The sequence below is a fragment of the Massilia sp. UBA6681 genome (assembly GCF_002454935.1).
Taxonomy (GTDB): Bacteria; Pseudomonadota; Gammaproteobacteria; order Burkholderiales; family Burkholderiaceae_D; genus Telluria; species Telluria varians.
On sequence record NZ_DKJX01000056.1, the window covers coordinates 49,642 to 73,982 of the forward strand.

Below are 24,341 nucleotides of genomic sequence, written 5' to 3' on the forward strand. Positions count from 1 at the left end.
CACGTTCTTTGAGGAGGATTCTCTGACGTACCGCTTCAACACTAGGGATAAAAAAAGAATGCCTTAACAAACAGATCTACAACAAAAGGTGATAACTATGTCGACCAACGAATTCGCAGCATTTGAAGCACTTGATCTTGCCCCGATCAAAATGAAACTGATGCATGTGGAATCCGGCGAAGGCTGGTCCGCCCTGCGGGCCGATGCAGTGGAAACGGAATACCGCCGCTTCCTGTTCCTGATGAAGAAATACCCGGACGCGGAGGCATCGCCGACCGTCGACGTCGACATTTTCTGGCACTACCACATCCTCGACACGATGAAGTACGCTCGCGACTGCGAAGCCTTGTTCGGCTACTTCCTGCACCACTATCCGTACGTCGGCATCGGTGCGGATGAGCACGACGGCGACCAGGCCGCCGCAGGCGATCGCATGCGTGCGATCTACGAAACGGAATTCGGCGCCCGACCAGCCGCCAACGCTGCGTTCGCATTCTGCTCCGCGCCTGGCAAGCCACTCGTTGCCGCGAATGCCGCATACGCATTCTGTTCGGCCCCGGGCAAGCCGCGCGAAGCCGCAGGCGCCGCATACGCCTTCTGCTCCGCACCGGGCAAGCCGGGCGAAGCCGCCAACGCCGCGTATGCTTTCTGCTCCGCACCGGGCAAGCCGCGCGAATCCGCAGGCGCCGCGTATGCCTTTTGCTCCGCGCCGGGCAAGCCGTCGCAGGCACAGCCTGATACCAAAGGATATGGCGCCGCATCGGGCAAGGAGCTGGCGCACGCCGCCTGATTCTCCTTCCCTGAACGGCCGGCCGGACGACGCTTGCGTCCCGCTGGCCGTTTTTTCATTCAGGCCGCCAGCGCTGGTCCCACTCCCTGCGGCCGGGTCATCAACTCGCGCAATTCGCGGATGCTGAACTCGCTCTCTTCATGCATGCGCAGCAGCAGCGTGGCGCCGATCGGCAGCGTGTTGTGGCGAATCTTGCTGATCACCGGCGGCGCCACTTCGAGCACGCGCGACAGGGCGGCGTCGTTCTTCAGGCGGAGCCTGGCAATGATGGCGTCGAGGAGCCGGTTGGGGTCGTATTCCGCGCCGGGCGGAAGGCGTCTGATGGGCATGGTTTCTTTCAGGATTGTTAAATATTTGTCACTTTGCGTGATCTGTCGCGAATTCTTTGCATACAGGTCCAATATTGCATCGTTTGTATGGCATTTTTCGCCTGGGACGAAATGATACACATTAGGAAAGCCATTTGCACAAGCTGCTGCCCTTATGGAAGGCATCCTCGGGTGGCAAGCGCGTGCGCATGCCTCCGGCAAGGCCGGACGCATCGGTGGTGCGGGAGATTGCCGCCCCGGGCGCAGGGCGGCGGAAGGATTTACTTCTTCTTGCCGGGGGTGGCCTTCTTGGCCAGGCCGCTGGCCTGGTACAGGGTTCGGGCGTCGGCGTGCGCACGCTCGACGGTGCGCATCTCGGGCTTGTCGTCGTGGGCGACGAAAAATTCCTTGTCCTGCGCGTCGACGACGATCTTGATCGCGGCGGCGTCCGCGATCCCGTATTTTTCGACGATCAGGGTGGTCACTTCGTCGAGGTATTCTTCATAGGTCATGCTGGTTCTCCTTGGGTGCCCGATTGTACGGGAGCCGCGGCAAGTTGCGCCAGCGCCGCCGGCACGTCCGGATGGCGCAGCCGCACGCGCAGCTCGCGCTTCAGGCGCGTATTGTCCAGGCGGCGCGATTCGGACATGAAGGAGAGCAGCGTCGGCGTGACCACCGCCTGCAGCTCGGCGCGCGGCAGGCGCGGCGGACGCGCCAGGCCAAAGGCATCGGCCACGGCGTCGAAATAGTCGCCCATCTTCATGCGCGTGTCGTCCACCGCGTGCACCACCCGGCCCGCGCCGCGCGCGCGGAACAGCGCAAGCAGGACGATGCGCGCCAGGTCGTCGGCATGGATGTGGTTGGTGTACACGTCGTCTTCCGGCCGCAGGGCCGGGGTGCCCTGCTCCAGCCGCTTGAGCGGGAGCCGCCCGGCGGCATAAATGCCGGGCACGCGCAGGATGGCCAGCTGCGCGCCGCCCGCCAGCGCCCAGGCGCGCAGCACCCGCTCGGCATCGACGCGCCGCTGCGCACGGGCATTGCGCGGCGCCACCGGACGCGTCTCGCGCACCAGTTCGCCGCCGCAGTCGCCATAGACGCCGCTGGTGCTCACATACACCAGGCGCGCCGCCTTGCCCAGCGCCGCCACCAGGTGGCGGGTGCGGCGGTCGAACGCTCCTTGCGGCTGGGGTGGCGCCAAATGCACGACCCAGTCGGCCAATCCGCGCAGGCGGCCCAGGGTATCGGGCTGGTCCAGGTCGGCGACGATGGGCACCGCGCCGGCGCTCCGCAGTTCGGCGCAGCGCTCGCGCTGGCTGGTCAGGGCGAACACCCGGAAGCGCCCGCCGAGCAGGGGCAGCAGGCGCATGCCGACGTCGCCGCAGCCGACGATGAGCAGGCGCGGACGGAGGAAAGCGGAAGGCTGGGTCATGGCGAGGGTGCGGATTGGGAAGCCCGTCACTCTAGCACAGCGCCGTCCTGGCGTTTCCCGGCCCCGCTGGCCCCGGTGTAGAATACCGGCCATTCACAATCGGCATCCAGACCCTGCATGACTTTCCAGATCACCGTCCAGCCCAGCGGCCACCAGTTCACCTGCGAAGCCGACGAAACCGTCCTCTCTGCCGCCATCCGCGCCGGCATCGGCCTGCCCTACGGCTGCAAGAACGGCGCCTGCGGTTCCTGCAAGGGCAAGGTCCTCGATGGTGCGCTGACCCACAAGCCGCACCAGCAGCGCGCCCTGAGCGACATCGAAAAGACCCAGGGCATGTCGCTGTTCTGCTGCGCTGTGCCGCAGCAGGACCTGGTCATCGAAGCGCGCGAAGTCGGCGGCAGCTCGGAGTACCCGGTGCGCAAGATGCCGACCCGGATCGCGGGCGTCAAGCGGGCCGCGCCGGACGTCGCCATCGTCACGCTGCAGCTGCCGGCCAACGAAGCGCTGGCCTACCGCGCCGGCCAGTACATCGAATTCCTGCTCAAGGACGGCAAGCGCCGCGCCTACAGCATCGCCTGCGCGCCCTCGTTCAGCGGCCCGCTCGAGCTGCACATCCGGCACCTGCCGGGCGGCCTGTTCACCGACCACGTCTTCGGCGCCATGAAGGAGCGCGACATCCTGCGCTTCGAAGGCCCGCTCGGCACCTTCTTCCTGCGCGAAGAATCCGACAAGCCGATCGTGCTGCTGGCTTCCGGCACCGGCTTCGCGCCCGTCAAGGCGCTGGTCGAGCACCTGATGCACCTGAAGTCAACGCGTCCCGTGCGCCTGTACTGGGGCGGCCGCCGTCCCCAGGACCTGTACATGGACGAGCTGTGCCGCGCATGGGAAACCACGCTGCCGGACTTCCAGTACGTCCCGGTGATCTCGGACGCGCTGCCGGAAGACGCCTGGCAGGGCCGCACCGGCTACGTGCACGCGGCCGTGATGCAGGATCTCCCGGACCTCTCCGGCCACCAGGTCTATGCCTGCGGCGCGCCGATCATGGTGGAATCGGCGCGGCGCGACTACGTGGCGCAGTGCGGACTGCCGGAAGACGAGTTCTTCGCCGACGCCTTTACCAGCGAGGCGGACCTGGCGCAAGCCTGAGGCACGGCAGGGCCGCAATTCGGGCACAATGCAGGGTTAACGAGCCCGAGCATTGTCCCGAAAGCCCTTCATGTCCCTGCTGTCCCCTTCCAGCGGCCTGGCCGTCCTGCGCAACCGTAACCTCGCCTTCTACCTTTCCAGCCGCTTCCTCGGCACCCTCGCGGTGCAGATGCAGGGCGTCGCCATCGGCTGGCAGGTCTACCAGATCACCGGCAGCCTGTTCGACCTGGGACTGATCGGCCTGGCGCAGTTCGCGCCCTTCCTGGTGCTGATCCTGTGGGCCGGCCACGTGGCCGACCGCCACAACCGCCGCAACATCGTCCTGCTGTGCATGGCCACGCAGCTGCTGTGCAGCCTGCTCCTGGTGAGCTTCACGGCGAGCGGCAGCACCATCGTCTGGCCGGTGTTCGCGATCCTGGTGCTGTTCGGCTCCGCGCGCGCCTTCATGATGCCGGCCTCGCAGGCGGTGCTGAAGAACCTGGTGCCCGACCAGGACTTCAGCCAGGCCGTGGCCTTGAGCTCCTCGACCTTCCACGTGGCCGTGATCGCCGGCCCGGTCATCGGCGGCCTGCTGTACGCCTTCGGCCCGATGACCGTGCACGTGATCTCGGCCAGCCTCTTGAGCATTGCGGTGCTGTGCATGTCGCGCACCCGCGCGACCCGACAGGCGCGCAGCCAGGGCCCGGTGAGCTGGCATTCGCTGATGGAAGGCCTGCGCTTCGTGTGGTCGCGCCCGATCGTGCTGGGCGCGATCTCGCTTGACCTGTTCGCGGTGCTGTTCGGCGGCGCCACCGCCCTGCTGCCCGCCTATGCCCACGACGTGCTGCATGCCGGCCCCACCGCCCTCGGCTGGCTGCGCAGCGCTCCGGGACTGGGGGCTGCCCTGTGCTCGATCGCGCTGGCCTTCTTCCCGATTCAGCGCCGCGTCGGCCTGTGGATGTTCGGCGGCGTCGCCGTGTTCGGCCTGTCCACGCTGGTGATGGGCTTCACCAGCAGCTTCCCCGTAGCCCTGGGCGCCCTGTTCCTCCTCGGCGCGGGCGACATGGTGAGCGTCTACATCCGCCACCTCTTGGTGCAGTACGAAACCCCGGACGACATCCGCGGGCGCGTCAGCGCGGTCAATTCCGTCTTCATCGGCGCCTCCAACGAGCTGGGCGAATTCGAATCGGGCGTCACCGCCGGCTGGCTCGGCCTGGTGCGCGCGATCCTGCTGGGCGGCGCCGCCACGCTCGCCGTCACCGGCCTGTGGTCGCTGCTGTTCCCGGTGCTGTCGCGGATGGATCGTTTCCCGCACCATCAGGAAGATAAAAGCGAAAGGCAGCGCGCATGAACCGCCCGGTGCTGAGCGTGCTGGTGGTCGAAGACCACCCGACCATCGCCCGCCAGCTGGTCGATTTTCTCGAGGGACTGGGCTGGCAGCTTGACCATGCCGGCAGCGGCGCCCTGGCCGTGCGGCTGGCCACCGAGCATCGCTACGACGTGGTGCTGCTCGACCTCAACCTGCCCGACATGGACGGCCTGCAGGTGTGCCGCGAGATCAAGGCGCATGCCCCCAGCAACGTGCCGGTCCTGATGCTGACCGCACGCGACGCCTTCGAGGACAAGGCGCAGGGCTTCCGCGAAGGCGCCGACGACTACCTGGCCAAGCCCTTCGACCTGCGCGAGGTGGCCCTGCGCTGCGAGGCGCTGGCGCGCCGCGGGACGCTGCACCGGCAGCAGGAGATGCGGGTCGGCCCGCTGACCCTGCTGGCGCGGGAAAAGCGCGCGCTCTACGAGGGCCGGCCCCTGGTCCTGACCCAGGCCGGCTTCAGCATCCTGCAGCTGCTGTGCAGGGAGCATCCGCATCCGGTCTCGCGCTCGGCCCTGGTCCAGCACCTGTGGGGCGCGAATCCGCCCGACAGCGATGCGCTCAAGTCGCACATCTACACCTTGCGCAAGACGCTGGAAGCGGCCTCCGGGCGCAGGCTGCTCGCCACCATCCTGCAGCTCGGCTACCGGCTCGACCTGGAGGCCTAGGACCATGCCCAGGTCGATCCGCCGCAGCCTGTTCGCCGCCCTGGCGGGATTCACCATCCTGATCTGCCTGTGCTACACGGGGCTGGCGGTGGTGATCGCCTACGTTACCGAGGACATGCTGGTGGAGCGTCTGCTGGAGCGCGAAGCGGCGGCCATCGAAGCGCAGGCCGTCCGCTGCGGCGGCCTGCCCCGCCCCGCCAGCGACCTGGTGAGCGTCCACACCAGCCGCGCTACGCTGCCGGCCGTGGTGCGCGCGGCCGCCGCGCCCGGCGATCTGCGCGCCGAAGTGTTCACGCGTACCGGCCAGCATTATCACCTGATGGTACGCGAGCTGCCCGACGGGGCCGGCGGCGCCAGGCGCATCTACCTGCTGGCCGACGTCGCTCCCGTGCTGGTGGTGTCGAAGGTGGTGCAGGACGTGGGCGGGGTGCTGATCTTCGTTGCCGCGGCGCTGATCGCGCTGGCCCTGCTGCTGGCCTGGCTGCTGGCGCGGCGCCTGGTACAGCCGCTGCAGATACTGGCGCACGAGGCGCAGGCCCTGCGTCCCGGCGGCACGGCGAGCTTCAGCGCGCGCGGACGGCCCGACGAAATCGGCATCCTTGCGGAGCGCCTGGAGACCAGTTTCAGCGCGCTGCAGGCGGCCCTGCGCCGCGAGCACGATTTCACGCGCGACGTCGGGCACGAGCTGCGCACGCCCCTCACCGTCATGAACAACACCCTGGCGCTCGCAAGCACGCGGCCGCTGGGCCGCGAGGAGCTCGGGCAGCTGCAGGCCGGCGTGGACGAACTGCGCGCCACCATCGACGTGTTGTTCGCGCTGGCGCGGGCCGAACACGTGGGGTTGGAGACCTTCGACCTGCGTGCCTGCATCGAGGCTGCGCTGCTGCGCATTCCCGGAGCCGATGCCTGGGACGAAGAGCGCCTGACGCTCACGCTGCCGGAACGGCTGCAGGTCGTGGGCAACCCGCAGCTCGCCCAGCTGCTCGTCACCAACTGCGTGGGCAATGCCCTGTTCCATGGCGGGCCGCAGACCCGGCTTGCCATCGGCTACGACGACGGGCGTCTGCTCATCGCCAATACCCTGGATGCGGCGCACGCCGGCCGGGTGCAGGGTTTCGCGCACGGGCAGAACCTCCTGGGGCGGGTGGCTCACAGCATGGGCTGGAAGATCGCGTTCCAGCCGGGCGCAGCGCGCTACCGGGTCGAGATCCTCCTGCCGCCCGCGCGCTGAAAAAGGCGGCGGATTTCACCGCGATTTCACCGCCTTCCCCTTAGGCTGGGTGCTCCATTCACCAGGGAGCATCCCAATGAAAAAAATCCTGATCGCCCTGCTGGTCCTGTCCAGCATCTGCAGCAGCGCCTTCGCCCAGAGGAGCACGCTGGTGTACAAGGAGGAAAAACGCCGCTACATCGTCTACACGCCTGCTTCGTACCATAGCGACGCGCAGCAGTCCTACCCGGTCGTGTTCAACTTCCACGGCAGCGGCATGACGATGGCCGAGCAGATGCTCTACACCGGCATGAACCGGGCCGCCGACCGCCACCGCTTCATCGTGGTTTACCCGCTGGGCATCAAGCACGACTGGAACGTCGGCTTCGACATGCCCTACCTGGGCGGCAGCGACGATGTCGGCTTCACCGAGACCCTGCTCGAGAAACTCAAGAAGGACTACCGTGTCGACACGTCGCGGGTTTATGCGACCGGACTGTCGCGCGGCGGCTTCTTTGCCCTGCGCCTGGCGGCCGAGCTGCCGCATGTATTCGCCGCGGTGGCCTCGGTGGGCGGACCGATGCCGGAACCGGTGGTCCAGCACCACACCAGGCCGGGCAAGGTCGGCGTGATGCTGATCCACGGCACGGCCGACCAGGTCGTGGCCTACGACGGCAAGGCGAGCGGCTACCTGTCGGCCATGGACAGCCATCGTTACTGGATCAGGCGCAATGGACTCGAGGGCGCTCCCGAACAGCTGCGCAGCTTCAATGGCGACGCCGGCGACGGGACCGAGGTCGGCTACCGCGAACAGGGCAGCGCGGACGTCCGCGTCGCCCTGGTAACGGTGAAGGACGGCGGCCATACCTGGCCCGGCGCCGATGCCTTCAATGTTGGCTTGCCGATCGGCAAGACCACGCGCGACGTCGATGCGAACGAGCTCATCTGGCAATTCTTCGTCAAGCACCGCCGCTGAGCCTTGAATGTGGTCGGCCTTGCAACTTGCCGGACCGGCCCCACCTGTCGTAACAGGACGCGGCCAAAACGCGGCCGCGGGTAAGATCAAGCCGTTATGACAACAGGAGCAATCGTATGCAAATCAATGTCAATACCGACCGCACCATTACCAACCACCAGGGCCTGGACGAACACGTGGAATCGGTCGTCCGCAGCTCGATCGACCGTTTCGGCGACCACATCACCAGCGTCGAAGTACACCTGAGCAACGAGAACCGGCAGAAAGGCGCCGACGGCGGCAACTCGTGCATGATGGAAGCACGCGTGCGCGGCTACCAGCCGATCGTGGTCCACGAGCATTCCGACGACCTGCGCCAGTCGATCAAGAACGCCGGCGGCAAGCTGGCGCGCGCCCTCGACAGCGCCCTGGGCCGCCTGCAGGACAAGGACCGCCACGGCCACGCTGCCCCGGCAGTCGACGCCCTCGCGGACAAGCACCTGACCGACTCGTAAGCGGTGCGAGCGCGCGCCCTGCTCCTGGGCGTGCGCTTGTCGTATCGATTCAAGCCGCGCCTTCCAGCATCGCCCGCAGTTCGCGCAAGTAGCGCAGGCCGGCCAGCGCGCGGCTGCCATACCACGACATCATTTCCCCATCGACCAGGAACACCGGGATGCCGAGCTGCTTCTCGAGCGCATCCGCATGCGCCTCGGTAAACCGGTAGGGCTCGGTGGACAGCAGCACGGCGTCGAGCCCGTCCACCAGCGGCGCCGACCACTCGAAGCGCGGGTAGCGCGCCTCCCCCAGTTCCGGCACCTTCCATCCCAGCTCGGCCAGCATGGCGGCGATATACGTGTCTTTCGACACGCTCATCCACGGATCCTGCCAGATGCAGTACAGCACCGTGCGCGGCGGCGCCGGCGGCAATGCGCGCAAGGCCGCGTACTCCTGCTCGAAGGCGGCGCACCAGCGCTCAGCTGCTGCTTGCGCGCCGAAGATGCCGCCCATCAGGCGCGCAAGCGCCAGGTTGTCGCCCGGGACCATCGGATGGGTGACGACGACGTGCGGCACGAACTTCGCCAGTTCCTCCACCGTCGGCTTTTCGTTTTCGTCGATGTTGACCACCAGGTGGGTCGGCGCCAGCTTGCGGATCTTCTCGATGTTCACGTCCTTGGTGCCGCCGACCTTCGGGATCGCCTCCACCGCCTCGCGCGGATGGATGCAGAAGCCGGTACGGCCGACCACTTGCCCTGCCAGGCCTAGCTCGCACAGCAGTTCGGTAATCGAAGGCACCAGCGACACGATGCGGGCTCCGGGTGCGGGATGGTGTTGGTGGCCAAGCGCGTCGACCAGGTGGGCAGGATCTGTCATGGCCGCCATTTGACCACTGTTGTTTCTGGAACGCCAGCCCGCGCGCAGGTTTGCAATGAGTTATCATGCCGTAAGGTAATGACATTAACCTCCAGTTTCTTTTTTCCCGCTCGAGCAAGCTTTTGGATCCGATCGGCACCTTCGGTGCTTCCCCCTATACCACGCGCGACCTGCAGCTGTTCCGCGACGCCGACGATCCGGTCGTCTCGGCAGCGCTCGCCCCGTGCGCGGTGATCCGGGTGGCGGCCGGCCGCCGGGTCGAGGACGGACTGCGCGCCCGCCTGTACATCGTGCTGTCGGGCATGCTGGAGGTGGCGCCGGACGCCCATAGCGGCAGCGAGGACAGCGGCACCACGCGCGTGCTGCCGGGCGAAAGCGTGGGCGAGCAGGCCGTGCTGGACGACGCCGTCAACCTGGCCGCGATGACCGCACTGGAAGACTGCGAGCTCCTGGTCATCGAGCCGGAACTGGTGTGGCAGCTGATCGACCGTTCGAACGTGCTCGCGCGCAACCTGCTGCGCCTGCTGTCCTTTCGCGTGCGGGCGGCCAACGCCCAGCTCAAGCGGCGCCAGAAACTTGGCGAGTTCTACCGCCAGCTCTCGCTCAACGACGGCCTGACCGGCCTGTACAACCGCGCCTGGCTGGGCGAGATGCTGCCCAAGCTGGCGATGCGCGCGCGCCAGGACGGCAGCCCGCTGTCGGTCATCATGATCGACCTCGACCACTTCAAGCGCTTCAACGACACCCACGGCCACCTGGCGGGCGACGCCGCCTTGTCGAGCGCCGCCGGCGTGATCCGCGAATCGCTGCGGCCTTCGGACTTCGCGGTGCGCTATGGCGGCGAGGAACTGATGGCGGTATTGCCGGACACCCCGACCGCCCTGGCCGAGATGGTGGCCGAACGCCTGGCCGAGCGCCTGCGCACGACCCTGGTCTTCCCCGACATGCGCCTGCCGCTGCCCCACGTCACCGGATCGTTCGGCGTGGCCAGCCTGGCGCCGGGCGGCGACGAGCAAGACCTGATGGCGGCGGCCGACGCGGCCTTGTATCGTGCCAAACAGGCAGGCCGCGACCGCGTCAGCATCTAGTCAGGCTGCCAGCCGTTCGGCTGACGCCGCGCCGATTCTGTGCCACCATGGCGCCTGCCCGCCCCGACGGCGACACAAGAACAATACCTGAGCAATAGATGAGCACGCATACCTTCCTCTGGCACGACTATGAAACCTTCGGCGCGACCCCGCGCCGCGACCGCCCGGCCCAGTTCGCCGCCATCCGCACCGATGCCGAGCTGAACGAGATCGGCGAGCCGATCATGCTGTACTGCCAGCCGGCGCCAGACTTCCTGCCCGACCCGCAATCCTGCCTGATCACCGGCATCACCCCGCAGCACTGCCTGGAACATGGCGTGCCGGAACACGAATTCGCCCGCCAGATCGAAGCCGCCTTCAGCGAGCCCGGCACCATCGGCGTCGGCTACAACACGATCCGTTTCGACGACGAAGTCACGCGTCACCTGTTCTGGCGCAACCTGATCGACCCATACGCGCGCGAGTGGCAAAACGGCTGCGGCCGCTGGGACCTGCTGGACGTGGTGCGCATGACCTACGCATTGCGCCCGGACGGCATCGAGTGGCCGCGCAAGGAAGACGGCAAGCCGAGCTTCCGCCTGGAAGACCTGAGCAAAGCCAACGGCCTGGTCCACGATGCGGCCCACGACGCGCTGTCGGACGTGCGCGCCACCATTGCCCTCGCCTGCCTCATCCGCTCGAAGCAGCCCAAGCTGTTCGACTTCTGCCTGGAACTGCGCCGCAAGGAGCGGGTGGCCGCCGAGATGGGCCTGCACCTCGACCCGGGCCAGCGCCAGCCCTTCCTGCACGTGTCCGGCATGTTCCCGGTCGAGCACGGCTGCCTGGGCCTGGTCTGGCCGCTGGCCCAGCACCCGACCAACAAGAACGAGATCCTGGTCTGGGATTGCCGCCACGACCCGTCCGAGCTGTTCGAGCTCGACGTCGAGACGATCCGCACCCGCCTGTTCACCCGCAGCGCCGAGATGCCGGAAGGGATGACGCGCCTGCCGATCAAGAGCGTGCACCTGAACAAGTCACCGATGCTGGTCGGGAACCTCAAGACCCTGCAACCCGCCATGGCGGCGCGCTGGAACATCGACGTCGAGCAGGCGCGCGCCCATGCGGCGCTGGCTGCGGGCGGACGCAACATGAGCGCGGTCTGGGCCGAGGTGTTCAAGAAGCCGCCCGCGGGCGGCGTGGTGGACGTCGACGAGGACTTGTACGGCGGTTTTGTCGGCAACGGCGACCGCCGCAAGCTGGAGTCGCTGCGCCACGAAAAGCCGCAGGCGCTGGCCGGCATGCGGCCCTCGTTCGAGGACGAGCGCCTGGGCGAGCTGTTCTTCCGCTACCGCGCACGCAACTTCCCCGACACCCTGTCGGAAGACGAACGCGAACTGTGGGAGGCGCACCGGGCGGCGCGGCTGTTCGAGGGCGCTGCGGGGGCGCGCACCGTCGACCAGCTGTTCATGGAAATCGACACCCTGTCCGAGAACGCGGACGAGCGCGCGGAGGAGATCCTCGGCGCCTTGTACGACTATGCGGAGACGATTGCGCCGAGCAGGTATTGAGTTTTTTGTTCGCGCTGCGCGCTTGGATGCGTTAGCGGCTGCGGCACGAACTTGGGTCCCGGCCTGCGCCGGGACGGCGGTTTTAAGAATAACGGTAGAACAAAGCTAACGTATTTCGCGTGTTGGCTGTAGAACGTCGTTCCGGCGAAGGCCGGAACCCAAGTCTCAGCAAACCACCAGCGCCTCCTTACCCCCGCGCCGCATTGATCGCGTCGCGCGTCTCGGTGGCCACCCGCCTTGCCGCAGCGACGAAATCTTCCCCCGCCTGCGGCGCCGCATACAGAATCGCGCGCGAGGAGTTGATCATCATCCCGGTTCCACCCGCCGTACGCCCCGCCTGCACGGTCGCTTCCACGTCCCCGCCCTGCGCGCCCACACCCGGGATCAGGAGCGGCATGTCGCCCACCAGCTTGCGCACCTGCGCGATCTCTTCCGGGAAGGTCGCCCCCACCACCAGCGCCAGCTGGCCGTTGCGGTTCCACTTCTCGGCCACCAGCTGGGCCACGTGCTGGTACAGCGGGCGTCCGCCCACGTCCAGGAACTGCAGGTCCGAGCCGCCCGCATTCGAGGTCCGGCACAGCACGATCACGCCGCGGTCGGCCCACGCCAGGTAAGGCTCGACCGAGTCGAAGCCCATGTAGGGGCTGACCGTCACCGCATCGGCGCCGTAGCGCTCGAAGGCTTCGCGCGCGTACTGGTGCGCGGTGGCGCCGATGTCGCCGCGCTTGGCATCCAGCACCAGCGGAATGTCCGGGTAGCGCTCGCGCAGGTAGCGGCAGATTTCCTCCAGCTGCGCTTCGGCGCCCAGCGCCGCGAAGTAGGCGATCTGCGGCTTGAAAGCGCAGGCCAGGTCGGCGGTCGCGTCGATGATCGCCTTGCAGAACTGGACGATGCCGTCCGGCTGGCCTTGCAGGTGCGCGGGGAAACGCGCCAGGTCCGGGTCGAGCCCGACGCACAGCAGGGAGTTGTTGCGGGTCCATGCTGCGGAAAGTTTGTCGATGAAAGTCATCCGGGCCTCTTGTTTGTCAGTGATTGCGAACCCAATATTGTACCGCCAGCCGTGGCGCTGGACGGGTGCAGCCCGGGTTTGGCCCCGGACGATGCGCCAAAATATCTTTACATCATGTATATTTTGACCATTCGACAACCTGCCATGGAATGATCATGACATCTACCCTCTTCTCGCGCTGGACCCGAACCCTGGCCGTGGCCGTCCTGACCGGTACACTGCTGTCCGGCTGCGGCTACAACGAGTTCCAGACCAAGGACGAGGCAACCATCGCCGCCTGGGGCGAGGTGGTCAACCAGTACCAGCGCCGCGCCGACCTGATCCCGAACCTGGTCAACACCGTCAAGGGCTATGCCTCGCACGAGCGCGAGACGCTCGAGGCCGTGACCCGGGCCCGTGCCGCCGCGACCAGCTTCCAGATCACGCCGGAAGTCTTGAACGACCCGGCCGCGTTCAACAAGTTCCAGCAAGTGCAGGGCGAGCTGTCCGGCGCGCTGTCGCGCCTGATGGTCGTGGCCGAGAAGTACCCGGACCTGAAGGCCGACGCCAGTTTCCGCGACCTGCAGTCGCAGCTGGAAGGCACCGAAAACCGCATCACGGTCGCACGCCAGCGCTACATCGCCTCGGTGCAGGACTATAACGTCACCGTGCGCAAGTTCCCGACCAACCTGACGGCGATGGTGTTCGGCTACGAGACCAAGCCCTCGTTCACGGTCGAGAACGAAAAGGCGATCTCGACGGCGCCGACGGTCGATTTTGGTAAATAAGCGGCACACAGCGATGCACGCGCCGACCGGAGCCGGTTTCCTTCGTTGCCTGTGGGCCCTGCTGCTGGCCTTTGTGCTTGCAGCACCCGCCTTCGCCCAGCTCAAGCCGGTGCCCGCGCTGAGCGGGCGCGTGGTCGACGAAGCCGGCATGCTCGACGCCAGCCAGCGCGAACGGCTCACGGCGGTGCTGGCCGACTACGAGGCGCGCACCGGAAGCCAGATCGCGGTGCTGCTGGTCAAATCGACCGAACCCGAAGCGATCGAGCAGTTCAGCATCCGCGTCACCGACGCCTGGAAGCTGGGCCGCAAGGGCATCGACGACGGCGTGCTGCTGATGGTGGCGCGCGATAACCCGAGTTCGCTGCGCCGGCTGCGCATCGAGGCCGGGCGCGGCGTGCAGGGCGTGCTGACGGACGCCCAGTCGAAACGCATCCTGCAAGACGTGATCGCACCGCACTTCCGCCAGAACCATTATTACGAAGGCCTGGTGGCCGGCGTCGGCGCCATCGCGACGCTGCTGAACAAGGAAAGCTTCCCTGCCCCGGCGCAGCAGCCGGCGCCACAGCGTGAAGTGCAGGTCGACAGCGGCGCCGGATTTTCGCTGTTCGGCATCATTCCTCTGCTGATCGGCTTTTTCCTGCTGCGTTCGATCTTCCGTCCGCGCCGCAGCCGGCTCTCGCCGCACCACTGGGGCCACCGTCGCAGCAGCGGCCTGGGCGATGTCGCGACCGGCATCATCCTCGGTAACATCATGAGCGGCATGGGACGCGGCGGCGGCTTAGGCGGCGGCGGATTCGGTGGCGGCGGATTTTCCGGCGGCGGGGGCAGCTTCGACGGCGGCGGCGCCTCGGGAGACTGGTAATGGGATTCAAGCAACGCATCAAACGCGCCTGGCGCCACCTGCGCAGCAGCGACGGCGAGGCCAAGCGCGCCTTCCCGGAAACCACGCTCAGCGCGATCAGCGAGGCGATTACCGCCGGCGAGCAGACCCACCGCGGCGAAGTGCGGCTGATCGTCGAAAAGGGCCTGCCCTTCGACGACGCCTGGGACGGCGTCAGCAACCGCCAGCGCGCACTGGCCCTGTTCGCCGACTACGGCGTGTGGGACACCGAGGACAATTGCGGTGTGCTCATCTACATCAACCTGGCCGAGCACAAGGTGGACATCGTGGCCGACCGCGGCATCGACCGCAAGATCGACAGCGCTACCTGGCAGGGAGTGTGCCGCACCATGACGGACGGCTTCAGGCAAGGCAGCTTCCACGACGCGACCCTGGCCGCCATTGGGCAGGTCAACGAGCTGCTGCGCCAGCACTTCCCGGCCAACGGCAGCCGCGCCAACGAATTGCCGGACAAGCCGCTGATGCTCTGAGCATTCTTTTGATGCCGCGCTGTCGCCGACGACGGCGCGGACTTATCATGGGCACCCACGCACTTCATGCAGCGCCCCATGGCCCACCGGATCACGACCATCCCGCCACGAATGGCTTGCTGGCGCGCCAGCCTCGAGCGTCGGCGCTACCGCAGTGCGCTTGCGCTGGGTACATGCCTGGGCCTTGCGGGAACGTTGTGCGCACTCTGTGTGTCCGCGCTCGTGCTGCAGTTTCTCCCTCCGGAGCTATGGGGCCATTCCGCTGCTGCCGGTCTCGCCCGGCTCACCCCGGTCGGCATCTTCCTGGCGGCCGTCGTCTATGCCCCCATCATTGAAACCATGCTCGGCCAGGTCCTGCCGATTGAAGCCGCGCACCGCCTCGGCGCACCACCCGTCGCTTGTGTCCTGCTGAGCGCGCTGGTGTTCGCCTACGGCCACTACGTGAATGGCGGGCTCGCCCACGGGACGACGACCTTCTTCGGCGGGATGATCTTCGCCTGCGCCTACGTGAACATGCGCTGGGCCGGCATCGCGCCGGCCGCCCTGGCTGCGGCGACGGCACACGCCGTGCAGAACGGAACGGTCCTGTTCATCGTCAAGCCCCTGTTTCCGGAATGGCCATAGGCAGCAGCGGCAAAACGCCGGCGCCGTCCGCGGGCTGGATACAATGACGGCTTTACAAGCAAGGATGCCGCCATGAGACTAGCCAACAAGACAGCCATCGTAACGGGCGCCAGCCAGGGCATCGGCCTGGCCTGCGCCACGCGCCTGGTGCAGGAAGGCGCACGCGTCATGCTCGTCGACATCCGCCTCGAAGGCCGGGATGCCGCAGCCAGGCTCGGGGAAGCCGCCCGCTTCCACCAGGCCGACGTCAGCCTGAAGGCCGATGTCGATGCGATGATCGGCGCCACCCTGGAGGCATTCGGACAGGTCGACATCCTCGTCAACAATGCCGGCGTCACGCATGCGGCGGACTTCCTCGAGCTGGCGGAGGAAGACTTCGACCGCGTGCTGCGCATCAACCTGAAATCGATGTTCCTGTGCAGCCAGGCGGCGGCGCGCGAGATGGTAAAACGCCAGACGGGCTGCATCATCAATATGTCCAGCGTCAATGCCGAGCTGACCATCCCGACCCAGGTGCCGTATGTGGTCTCGAAAGGCGGCGTCAACCAGCTGACGCGCGTGGCCGCGATCAGCCTGGCCGAGCACGGCATTCGCGTCAACGCCATCGGCCCTGGCACGATTCTGACCGAACTGGCAAAGAAAGCGGTGCTCGGCAGCCCGGAAGCGCGCCACACGATCCTGTCGCGCACGCCGCTCGGACGCTGCGGCGAGCCCGAGGAAGTCGCGGCCATCTGCGCCTTCCTGGCAAGCGACGACGCTTCTTACATCACGGGCCAGACCCTGTACGCGGACGGTGGCCGCATGGCACTGAACTACACGGTACCCGTGCGCGAATAAGTGTGCCGCGCCGGCATCTTGATGAAACAGATATTAGAAATATCAATGTCTGGTATCCGTATTCTAAATTGGACGTATATTTGGCGGCGCAGCATAATCTCACCTGTCTCCACTATTCTCCTCCAAGAAAATAGTTTTAAGCCCGCCTCTAGCGGGCTTTTTTTTGCCCGTACATCGCTTACGGTTACTGGGCACCCGATCGGCGCGTCCTGCGCGATATTGTTGAGATCACGGACATCCGGAACAGTTCGGTCGTCTCGGTTCACGTTTGATCACTGTCATAGCGTGGTCACATTCAACCCGTATACTTTGAATCACCTGCGATACACGCAACCGATATGCGTGATGGCAGCAGGTGTGCTGCACCAGGCGTGCAACACACCAACCGATTTACGTCTCTTGGCCCGATCTTGGGTTGTGCCCGTCAGTTCCTGACGGGCATTTTTTTCTTCACATCGGCAACACAATCATAAAAATCGCCCCGCTGGGCTTGAAGCCCTGCAGGATTTCGCTATGATGAAGCTCCCGCCCTGCGTTTCCCTGCTGCGCAGGCTTGTGGAGACAACACGATAATGGGAGCTTGTCCTATGAATCTACGTGTATCCGAGAACTACGCGCATCCGCCTGAAGCAAGCGCCTGCCGCCGCCACCATACCGACGGCAACCTGGTGCTGAGCGAATTGAATCCCCTGGCCGTCATCGACCAGCTCGACGGTGACAGCGCCCCGCTGAACCTGCTGACTTTCGGCAGCGTGCGCGAAATCTGTCCCAAGTGCCAGCACACCCACCTCAAGCTCGTGCTGCGGCAGAACAGCGTCCGCATGGCACACCTTTTCTGCGCCGACTGCGAAAGCTGTTTCGACGCCCACTATACGAACGGCGCCCCCGCGCTGACGATCTGAAGGGGCAACCCGCCGGAATGCCGGCGACCGGTGCGTCGAGCCGGTCGGTGCGACAGGAAAGACAAGTGCTGTGATATCGTTCGCTTTTGCCAGCGTTTCGTCGTCATGCCCGCTTTCCTGTCCTTCCTGTTGCTCGATCCCCGCCTGCGCTCCGCCCGCATCAAGACCGCCCTCGTCCTGTTCGCGGGCATCGTCGTTGCCGGATCGATCCCGGGGGCGCGCGCCGAAGTGGGCGAATTCGCGCCCGGCGTGGTGCTGCACGGCCTGACCTACGCCTTCCTGACCATGCTGTGGTTCTTCGGCAGCACCGGAAGCGGTCCCGTGCGCGCCGCCAAGGCACTACTGGCGATCGCCCTGATGGGCGCCGGCGACGAGCTGGTGCAGAGCTTCCTGCCCTACCGCAGCGGCGACGTGCGCGACTGGATGGTCGACGTGAGCGCAGCGCTGCTGACCAGCACCCTGCTGGCGGTGATCGTGCCGCAGCACGGCAGCGTGCGCCAACGCTGACCTTCCGCACCGCAAAAAAATCCACCAGCCTCGTGGGCACCTTGATACAGCTCAGGCTCAACCCGAGTCAGCTGGAACGCTGACGCGCTTCCCCCCTCTCACTCCAGTGGCACGTGGCATCGTCACGCATCCGATTGAACATCCACCATAAGGAGTTGACCATGAAGCAAAAACACCAGAGCATGCTCCTGGCGGGCTTGCTGGCTGTATCGCTGGGCCTGGCCGGGTGTGCCGGCATGCGCGGCGGCGGCGACGCATCTAGTGGCACGAGCGGCACCAGCAGCAGCGGCACTACCACGGGCGGTTCGAGCGGCACCTCCGGTGCGACCGGCACCGGCGGCTCCAGCAGCTACGGCTCCGGCAGCGCCACCGACGCCTCCGGCAACCCCACCGGCAGCAGCGGCAGCTCGAGCAGCCAGAGCACCATGGGCACCGGCACCGGCACCTCGGGCAGCTCTGGCACCTCGGGCACCAGCGGTTCCTCGGGCTGGAACCAGTCCGGCAGCAGCGGCGCATCGGGCAGCACCGGCTCGTCCGGCTCGTCGGCAGCCGCCGGCACCTCGGCCGCCGGCAGCGCCGCACCCAACAGCACGGTGCTTGCCATCGAGGTCGTCCCGAGCGAAAGCATGAGCTCGGGCAGCTCGGGCACGGCCGGCAGCACCGGATCGAGCGGCGCAGCCGGAGCCAGCGGCGCCAACAGCTACCGCGTCACGGTGCGCATGGACGACGGCAGCACCCAGGTCGTCAACCATGCCAGCACGCCCGACTTCCGCAGCGGCGACCGCGTGAACGTCACCAGCGGCGTCATCCAGCGCTAAGCAGCCCCGCTCCGAGCGCGCTGCGGCACCGACTTGCTGCAGCGTTCCCACCGCCCCCTGCCACACGAAAAAAAACGCGCACCGTCACCGGTGCGCGTCTCTATCGCTTGCGCGTGCGCTTACGGCATGCCGGTTCCACCGGGGATGCCGTCGCCTTCCGCTTCGACCTCCTTGCGCTGCAGCGCCACGTTGCGGGTGGCGGCGCTGATCACCTCCAGCGGCAGCTTCGGCGTGCGGTCCGCGTTGAGCAGGCCGTTGGCTTCCTGGAAGGTGTCGGTGAACTGCGTGTAGCAGAAGCCGCTGAACATGAAGGTCTCGTTGACTACCCTCAGGAGATCGCGGTACAGCGACAGGTAGCTCTCGGCCGTGTGCGCGCGCGAATAGCCCCAGGTGGTCTTGTCCGCGTCCGGATCCTGGGTCGGATCGTAGGCGATGCCGCCGAACTCGGTCAGCACGATCGGCTGGCCACGGTGCGGGAAGCCGTCCAGGGTCAGGATGCGGCCGCCCGGACGCCGCTGGTCGAACAGGGTGCGCACCGGATCGGTGACCGCGTAGCGCGCCTGCAGCTTCTCCGGGTCGCAGTCGTAGTCGTGGATGCCGAGAATGTCGGTGGCCGAGGCTTCCCAGCCGTCGTTACCGATCACCGGCCGGGTCGAGTCGAGCGTGCGGGTCAGGTGGTACAAGGCCTCGACCGCGTTGCGGTGCGCCTGGGTGAGCGTGAGGTTCGGCACGCCCCAGGATTCGTTGAACGCGACCCACACGATGATGCAGGGGTGGCTGTAGTCGCGCTGGATCGCTTCGGTCCATTCGCTCACCATGCGGCTGATGGCGCGCGAGCTGAAGCGGTAGGCCGAGGGCATCTCTTCCCACACCAGCAGGCCCAGCTTGTCGGCCCAGTACAGGAAGCGCGGGTCCTCGATCTTCTGGTGCTTGCGCACGCCGTTGAAGCCCATCAGCTTGACCAGTTCGACGTCGCGCTTCAGGTGCTGGTCGGACGGCGCCGTCATGAAGGACTCGGGCCAGTAGCCCTGGTCGAGCACCAGGCGCAGCTGGTAGGGACGGCCGTTGAGCATGAAGCGGTCGCGGTTGATCGAGACCGAGCGCAGCGCCGTGTACGAACGGATGCGGTCGAGCACCCGGTCGCCGCAACGCAGGGTCACTTCGGCATCCAGCAGGGTCGGTCGCTCCGGGCTCCAGAGGATCTCGTTGCGCGAATCGTCGATGCCGGGGTCGGACAGCGCGATCTTGCGGTTCGCTTCGCCCTGCAGCAGCTTGTAGTAATCGTCCGCCAGCAACTGCTCGCCATGCCAGATCTTGACCTCGACAAACAGCTCCTGGTGGGTGTGGCCGGTGGCGAACACCTCGCAGCCGATCTCGTAGGTCTCGAAGATCGGGGTCCAGCGCAGCGAGGCGATGTAGGTGTCCTCGACCTGCTCGACCCAGACCGTCTGCCAGATGCCGGTGGTGCGCGGATACCAGATCGAGTGCGGTTCCAGCAGCCAGTCCTGCTTGCCGCGCGGCTTGGCCAGGTCGGCCGGATCGTCCTCGACGAACACGGTCACCACCTGCTTGCCGTCCGCATTCATGACGTCGGTGATGTCGGCCTGGAAAGGCGTATGGCCGCCCTCGTGCTCGGCCACCAGGCGGCCGTTCACCCACACCCGCGCCGAGTAGTCGACCGCGCCAAAGTGCAGGATGGTGCGCTTGTCATTGGGCGCCAGCTCGAACTCGCGCTGGTACCAGACGGCGGTATGGAAACCGGTGTCCTGAATACCGCTCAGTTCGGTCTCGACCGCGAAGGGCACGTTGATTTCATGGGTCCACTCGGCAACGTCTTCCGGTTTCGCATAGCGCAGCTCGTCGTCGAAGGTGAAGCGCCATTTCCCGTTGAGGTTAATCCAGTTGTCGCGCACCAATTGGGGACGGGGATATTCAAACTGATTCATTGTTGTCCTTTCTGGTCAGTCGGAACCGGAATCAGGATCCGGCCCTGTCGTCCGTTCTTGTTGTAGGCCGCCAGCGCGGCGGCGGCCGCTTGCTGTGCCTGACCTGCCCGGCACAGCGCCACACAGGCGCCGCCGAAGCCGGCGCCGGTGAGGCGTGCCCCGAGCACGCCGGGCGCCGCACGCAGGTGCTCGCACAGCTCGTCCAGCTCGGGGATTGAAACTTCGTAGTCGTCGCGCAGGCTGACATGCGACGCGTTCATCAGTTCGCCGAAACGCTCGGCGCTCACGCCGCCAGCCGCTTCCAGCACGCGCAGGTTTTCCTGCACCACGTGGCGGGCCCGCTCGCGCATCGGCGAGGGCAGGCTTTCGACGGACGATGGGTCGGTGACGTCGCGCAGGGCCTGCACGCCAAGCTTGCGCGAGGCCTCTTCGCACTCGGCGCGCCGTTCGTTGTACTTGCTGGCCGCGAGCTTGCGCGCCACCCCGGAGTCGACCACGATCAGCTCTGTGTCGGGCGGCATCTTGACCAGGCGGTGTTCCAGCGTGCGCGCGTCGATGAACAGCATGTTCGTTTCGTCGGCCAGGCTGGACGCCATCTGGTCCATGATCCCGCAGTTCACGTGCGCGAATTCGATCTCGGCGCGCTGGGCGATGCGGGCCAGCTTGACGTCGTCGAGCTCGAAGCCGAGCAGCGCCCGCATGGCCCGCAGGGTGGCCACCTCGAGCGCGGCGGACGAGGACAGGCCCGAGCCGACCGGCAGGTCGGTGGTGATATAGACGCGCAGCGGCGGCACTTCCACGCCTTCGGCCTGCACCAGCCGGATGCAGCCCTCGATGTAGCTGCCGTAGCCCTGCGGCGCGCTGCCGCCCTGCGCGAAGGTGACGGTGTTGTCGAAAGTCGGCGAATAGAAGTGAAAGTGGTCGTCGCCGCTGCGGCTCATCGCCACCAGGGTGCGCTGCGGGGTCGCCACCGGCAGCATGAAGCCGTCGTTGTAGTCGGTATGCTCGCCCAGCAGGTTGACGCGTCCGGGCGCCGACGCGTTCACCTCCGGCGCGCCGCCGAAGAAGGTGTCGGTGTTCGTCATGATGATGCTTGCGCCTCCAGCCAAAGGGGCCGCTTGCGGCCATGTACGTCCGCCGCCGGCCAGCCGGGGTCGAACGTGAGATTCTCGAGCCCGTCAGGGCCGAGCAGGAAAGTGTCTTCGATTTTCAGGCCCGCGAAGCTCGGGTTGAATGCGAACGCCATGCCCTCTTCCAGCAGGGTCGCGGTGGTGGGGCCGGTGACGACTTCGCGCGCCCGGTAGCCGGTGATGCCGCCCTGGTGGTGTTCGCGGATCGCCGCCTCGCGGTCGGCGGCAGCCACGAGCCGGCCCTCGGCCTTGGACACGATCTTGGAGGTGACGACGACGATGTCGCCGTCGGACAACGAGGCTCGCTCGAGGACCAGGGCGGCGAGGTCGTCGCCCTCATGGATCTCGGGCAGTCCCGCGATCCCGGAGACCGTCAGCATCGGGTGATCAGGCCGCGGTGGTCTGGTTCCGCCGCCAGCGGATGCCGGCCTCGATGAACTCGTCGATCTCGCCGTCGAGCACCGACTGCGTGTTGCCCGTCTCGTACTCGGTGCGCAGGTCCTTCACCAGCTGGTACGGGTTGAGCACGTAGTTGCGCATCTGGTCGCCCCAGGACGCCTGCACGTCACCGCGCAGCTCGTCGAGGTGGGCACGCTCCTCGGCCTTCTTCAGCGCGAGCAGCTTGGCCTTGAGGATGACCATGGCGCTGGCCTTGTTCTGCAGCTGGCTCTTCTCGTTCTGGCAGCTGACGACCACGCCGGTCGGGATGTGGGTCAGGCGCACCGCCGAGTCGGTCGTGTTGACGCTCTGGCCGCCGGGTCCGCTGGACCGGTAGACGTCGACGCGGACCTCGTCCTCGGGGATCTCGATGTTGTCGGTCGCCTCGAGCACCGGCACGACCTCGACCGCGGCGAACGAGGTCTGGCGGCGGCCCTGGTTGTCGAAGGGGCTGATCCGCACGAGTCGGTGGGTGCCGGCCTCGACGGACAGCGTTCCGTAGGCGTACGGGGCGCGGATCGCGAACGTCGTCGACTTCAGGCCCGCCTCCTCGGCGTAGCTGGTGTCGTAGACGTCGACGGGGTACTTGTGCCGCTCGGCCCAGCGGATGTACATGCGCTGGAGCATCAGGGCGAAGTCCGCGGCGTCGACGCCGCCGGCGCCGGAGCGGATCGTGACGAGGGCCTCGCGCTCGTCGTACTCGCCGGACAGCAGCGTGCGGACCTCGAGGCTGTCGATCGATGCCGCTAGCCGGGTGATCTCGGCCTCGGCCTCGGCGGTGGACTCGGCGTCGCCTTCCTCGGCGGCCATCTCGATGAGCAGCTCGGCGTCGTCGAGTCGCTGGCGCAGCGTCGTCACGCGCTCGATCTCGGCCTGCAGCACCGAGAGGCGGCCGGTGACGCGCTGGGCGTTCGCCTGGTCGTCCCACAGGTCGGGGGCGCCCACCTGCTCCTGCAGCTCGGCGATCTCGGCCCGCATGGCAGGGATGTCGAGCACCTTCTCGATCGACGTCAGGGTCGCGCCAAGGTTCTTGATCTGTTCTGGGAAGTCCGCGGTGGCCACGCGTCGAGAGTACCGCTGCGCCCGTGACCGGGCCTCGCTGAGCAGAGCAGGACGGTTCCCGCACATCCCGCACCCGAGACGGACAGGCGTTTCTCACTGCAATGCCGGGCGTGCCGACCGGAGTAAACAGATACTTTCAGAATCTCCGCGGATCTGGCCCACAACCTGCACAGCTGGTGCATGATCATCCCCACGGGGGGCCGACTTGAGGGAGATCGGAACGTATGAACGTGGATAGCATCACCGGAACCGCTGCGACCGGGCTGTTGGTGTTCCTCGGAGTGGTCGTCGCACCCCAGCTGTCCGTCTGGGACGCGATGACCACCTCCGTGGTGACACTGGGTGCCGCCGTCGTGACGGCGGCCGTGGCCGCCGTCCTGACCCGAGTGGCACCGGCCGCGCCGGCCCGCCAGTTCGAGTACGACGCCGCGTGGGACCACGCCCTGGCCGACCTGACGAAGCACGACGTGGCGTAGTCACCACGGACTTCCCGGAGGGAATCAGCCGTTGGCGTGGCGACGGGTGGCCCGGCGCAGCTCGGCCTCGGCGTCCAAGCCTTCGGCACGGGCCTGCTCGACCAGTCGCAGCAATCGGTCCCCGAGCTCATCGCCCTCGACGGGCCGGTCGACGCGACCGAGGACCTTGTCCGCGGCCATGAGCGCCGGCAGGTCGGCGGGGATGCCCTCGGTGGGGTGGGTGCGCTGCTTGCGCTCGGCCTTGAGCCGCTGCCAGTTCGCGTCGACCTCGGCCGCCGACTGGACGGTGACGTCGCCGAAGACGTGCGGGTTGCGGTGCACCAGCTTGTCGGCGATCTCGCGGACGACGTCGTCGGTCGTCCATCCCTCGTCGTCGGACTCCGCGATCGCGGCGTGGATGACGACCTGCATCAGCAGGTCGCCCAGCTCCTCGCGCAGGTGTGCCGAGTCGGCCAGGTCGATCGCCTCGGCCGTCTCGTAGGCCTCCTCGATGACGTAGCGGCGCAGCGAGGCGTGGGTCTGCTCGCGCGTCCACGGGCACTCGGCCCGCAGCCGGCGCATGACCTCGACGAGGCGGTCGAACTCCTGGCTCAC

Annotated in this window: 28 protein-coding genes; 18 read left to right on the forward strand and 10 right to left on the reverse strand. The window is 66.9% G+C overall.

Features of this window, described 5'->3' with window-relative positions; translation table 11 throughout:
- Positions 1-97: 97 nt before the first annotated feature.
- The gene (locus tag B2R83_RS09375) at positions 98-790 is read left to right on the forward strand and encodes a glycine-rich domain-containing protein (RefSeq protein WP_292040409.1); all 693 of its coding nucleotides are present in this window, start codon (positions 98-100) and stop codon (positions 788-790) included.
- 59 nt (positions 791-849) lie between these two features.
- On the opposite strand, the gene B2R83_RS09380 is transcribed toward B2R83_RS09375, so the two are convergent.
- The 3 genes from B2R83_RS09380 to B2R83_RS09390 all read right to left on the reverse strand — a co-directional run bounded on the left by B2R83_RS09380 (position 850) and on the right by B2R83_RS09390 (position 2,527).
- Entirely contained in the window at positions 850-1,119 is a 270-nt protein-coding gene (locus B2R83_RS09380) for a hypothetical protein (protein WP_292040412.1), read from the reverse strand.
- A gap of 260 nt (positions 1,120-1,379) precedes the next feature.
- A complete protein-coding gene (locus tag B2R83_RS09385) occupies positions 1,380-1,610 on the reverse strand; it encodes a hypothetical protein (RefSeq protein WP_292040414.1) in 231 nt (76 codons plus the stop codon).
- Complete coding sequence (locus tag B2R83_RS09390) at positions 1,607-2,527, reverse strand: SDR family oxidoreductase (protein WP_292040416.1); 921 nt, start codon at positions 2,525-2,527, stop codon at positions 1,607-1,609. The genes B2R83_RS09385 and B2R83_RS09390 overlap by 4 nt, the downstream gene beginning before the upstream one ends.
- 117 nt (positions 2,528-2,644) lie before the next feature.
- Between B2R83_RS09390 and B2R83_RS09395 the strand changes: the two genes are divergently transcribed.
- The 6 genes from B2R83_RS09395 (at position 2,645) to B2R83_RS09420 (ending at position 8,369) form a co-directional block, all read left to right on the forward strand.
- Positions 2,645-3,673: a CDP-6-deoxy-delta-3,4-glucoseen reductase gene (locus tag B2R83_RS09395; protein WP_292040418.1), complete on the forward strand. Its 1,029-nt coding sequence runs from the start codon at positions 2,645-2,647 to the stop codon at positions 3,671-3,673.
- Positions 3,674-3,743: 70 nt separating this feature from the next.
- Positions 3,744-5,003 (forward strand): MFS transporter, encoded by a 1,260-nt coding sequence (locus B2R83_RS09400; RefSeq protein ID WP_292040421.1) that lies wholly within the window; start codon positions 3,744-3,746, stop codon positions 5,001-5,003.
- Positions 5,000-5,689, forward strand: a complete 690-nt coding sequence (locus B2R83_RS09405; protein WP_292040423.1) for a response regulator transcription factor — start codon at positions 5,000-5,002, stop codon at positions 5,687-5,689. Before B2R83_RS09400 ends, B2R83_RS09405 begins: the two co-directional genes overlap by 4 nt.
- A 4-nt stretch (positions 5,690-5,693) precedes the next feature.
- Positions 5,694-6,920, forward strand: coding sequence for a sensor histidine kinase (locus B2R83_RS09410; protein ID WP_292040425.1), 1,227 nt, complete (start codon positions 5,694-5,696; stop codon positions 6,918-6,920).
- A 76-nt stretch (positions 6,921-6,996) separates the two neighbouring features.
- Entirely contained in the window at positions 6,997-7,875 is an 879-nt protein-coding gene (locus B2R83_RS09415) for an alpha/beta hydrolase family esterase (protein WP_292040427.1), read from the forward strand.
- A 116-nt stretch (positions 7,876-7,991) separates the two neighbouring features.
- A complete protein-coding gene (locus B2R83_RS09420) occupies positions 7,992-8,369 on the forward strand; it encodes an HPF/RaiA family ribosome-associated protein (protein ID WP_036215500.1) in 378 nt (125 codons plus the stop codon).
- A gap of 49 nt (positions 8,370-8,418) precedes the next feature.
- Here B2R83_RS09420 and B2R83_RS09425 read toward each other — a convergent pair whose 3' ends face one another.
- Entirely contained in the window at positions 8,419-9,225 is an 807-nt protein-coding gene (locus tag B2R83_RS09425; protein ID WP_292040432.1) for a helical backbone metal receptor, read from the reverse strand.
- A 122-nt stretch (positions 9,226-9,347) separates the two neighbouring features.
- Between B2R83_RS09425 and B2R83_RS09430 the strand changes: the two genes are divergently transcribed.
- The gene (locus B2R83_RS09430) at positions 9,348-10,313 is read left to right on the forward strand and encodes a GGDEF domain-containing protein (RefSeq protein WP_027866836.1); all 966 of its coding nucleotides are present in this window, start codon (positions 9,348-9,350) and stop codon (positions 10,311-10,313) included.
- A 98-nt stretch (positions 10,314-10,411) separates the two neighbouring features.
- Entirely contained in the window at positions 10,412-11,860 is a 1,449-nt protein-coding gene (gene sbcB / locus B2R83_RS09435) for an exodeoxyribonuclease I (RefSeq protein ID WP_292040434.1), read from the forward strand.
- Positions 11,861-12,047: 187 nt separating this feature from the next.
- Here sbcB and pyrF read toward each other — a convergent pair whose 3' ends face one another.
- Entirely contained in the window at positions 12,048-12,869 is an 822-nt protein-coding gene (gene pyrF, locus B2R83_RS09440) for an orotidine-5'-phosphate decarboxylase (RefSeq protein ID WP_292040437.1), read from the reverse strand.
- A gap of 155 nt (positions 12,870-13,024) precedes the next feature.
- Here pyrF and B2R83_RS09445 point away from each other — a divergent pair, with 155 nt between their 5' ends.
- The 8 genes from B2R83_RS09445 to B2R83_RS09480 all read left to right on the forward strand — a co-directional run bounded on the left by B2R83_RS09445 (position 13,025) and on the right by B2R83_RS09480 (position 18,695).
- Positions 13,025-13,636, forward strand: a complete 612-nt coding sequence (locus tag B2R83_RS09445; RefSeq protein WP_292040439.1) for a LemA family protein — start codon at positions 13,025-13,027, stop codon at positions 13,634-13,636.
- A 13-nt stretch (positions 13,637-13,649) separates the two neighbouring features.
- Positions 13,650-14,498 carry a TPM domain-containing protein gene (locus tag B2R83_RS09450; protein WP_292040441.1) on the forward strand — a complete coding sequence of 283 codons (849 nt, stop codon included), beginning with the start codon at positions 13,650-13,652 and terminating at the stop codon, positions 14,496-14,498.
- The gene (locus tag B2R83_RS09455) at positions 14,498-15,007 is read left to right on the forward strand and encodes a TPM domain-containing protein (RefSeq protein WP_209588109.1); all 510 of its coding nucleotides are present in this window, start codon (positions 14,498-14,500) and stop codon (positions 15,005-15,007) included. The genes B2R83_RS09450 and B2R83_RS09455 overlap by 1 nt, the downstream gene beginning before the upstream one ends.
- A 78-nt stretch (positions 15,008-15,085) precedes the next feature.
- Complete coding sequence (locus B2R83_RS09460) at positions 15,086-15,631, forward strand: type II CAAX prenyl endopeptidase Rce1 family protein (protein WP_292040444.1); 546 nt, start codon at positions 15,086-15,088, stop codon at positions 15,629-15,631.
- A 72-nt stretch (positions 15,632-15,703) separates the two neighbouring features.
- The gene (locus tag B2R83_RS09465) at positions 15,704-16,468 is read left to right on the forward strand and encodes an SDR family NAD(P)-dependent oxidoreductase (RefSeq protein WP_292040446.1); all 765 of its coding nucleotides are present in this window, start codon (positions 15,704-15,706) and stop codon (positions 16,466-16,468) included.
- Positions 16,469-17,055: 587 nt separating this feature from the next.
- Entirely contained in the window at positions 17,056-17,370 is a 315-nt protein-coding gene (locus B2R83_RS09470; RefSeq protein ID WP_209588106.1) for a hypothetical protein, read from the forward strand.
- Positions 17,371-17,475: 105 nt separating this feature from the next.
- Entirely contained in the window at positions 17,476-17,877 is a 402-nt protein-coding gene (locus B2R83_RS09475; protein WP_292040450.1) for a VanZ family protein, read from the forward strand.
- A 161-nt stretch (positions 17,878-18,038) separates the two neighbouring features.
- A complete protein-coding gene (locus B2R83_RS09480) occupies positions 18,039-18,695 on the forward strand; it encodes a hypothetical protein (protein ID WP_292040452.1) in 657 nt (218 codons plus the stop codon).
- A gap of 119 nt (positions 18,696-18,814) precedes the next feature.
- Here B2R83_RS09480 and B2R83_RS09485 read toward each other — a convergent pair whose 3' ends face one another.
- Genes B2R83_RS09485 through prfB form a run of 4 tightly spaced genes read right to left on the reverse strand, consistent with a single transcriptional unit; the run spans position 18,815 to position 23,271 of the window.
- Positions 18,815-20,641: a glycoside hydrolase family 2 protein gene (locus B2R83_RS09485; protein ID WP_036215478.1), complete on the reverse strand. Its 1,827-nt coding sequence runs from the start codon at positions 20,639-20,641 to the stop codon at positions 18,815-18,817.
- On the reverse strand, positions 20,638-21,726 hold the full coding sequence (gene galK / locus B2R83_RS09490; protein WP_292040454.1) for a galactokinase: 1,089 nt from the start codon (positions 21,724-21,726) through the stop codon (positions 20,638-20,640). Before galK ends, B2R83_RS09485 begins: the two co-directional genes overlap by 4 nt.
- Positions 21,723-22,151 (reverse strand): coenzyme F420-0:L-glutamate ligase, encoded by a 429-nt coding sequence (locus tag B2R83_RS09495; protein WP_292040456.1) that lies wholly within the window; start codon positions 22,149-22,151, stop codon positions 21,723-21,725. The genes galK and B2R83_RS09495 overlap by 4 nt, the downstream gene beginning before the upstream one ends.
- 7 nt (positions 22,152-22,158) lie before the next feature.
- Positions 22,159-23,271 (reverse strand): peptide chain release factor 2, encoded by a 1,113-nt coding sequence (gene prfB / locus B2R83_RS09500; RefSeq protein WP_292040458.1) that lies wholly within the window; start codon positions 23,269-23,271, stop codon positions 22,159-22,161.
- 224 nt (positions 23,272-23,495) lie between these two features.
- On the opposite strand from prfB, the gene B2R83_RS09505 reads away from it, so the two are divergent.
- Positions 23,496-23,747 carry a hypothetical protein gene (locus tag B2R83_RS09505; RefSeq protein ID WP_292040459.1) on the forward strand — a complete coding sequence of 84 codons (252 nt, stop codon included), beginning with the start codon at positions 23,496-23,498 and terminating at the stop codon, positions 23,745-23,747.
- Positions 23,748-23,771: 24 nt separating this feature from the next.
- Here B2R83_RS09505 and B2R83_RS09510 read toward each other — a convergent pair whose 3' ends face one another.
- Positions 23,772-24,341 (reverse strand): MazG family protein, encoded by a 570-nt coding sequence (locus tag B2R83_RS09510; protein WP_292040461.1) that lies wholly within the window; start codon positions 24,339-24,341, stop codon positions 23,772-23,774.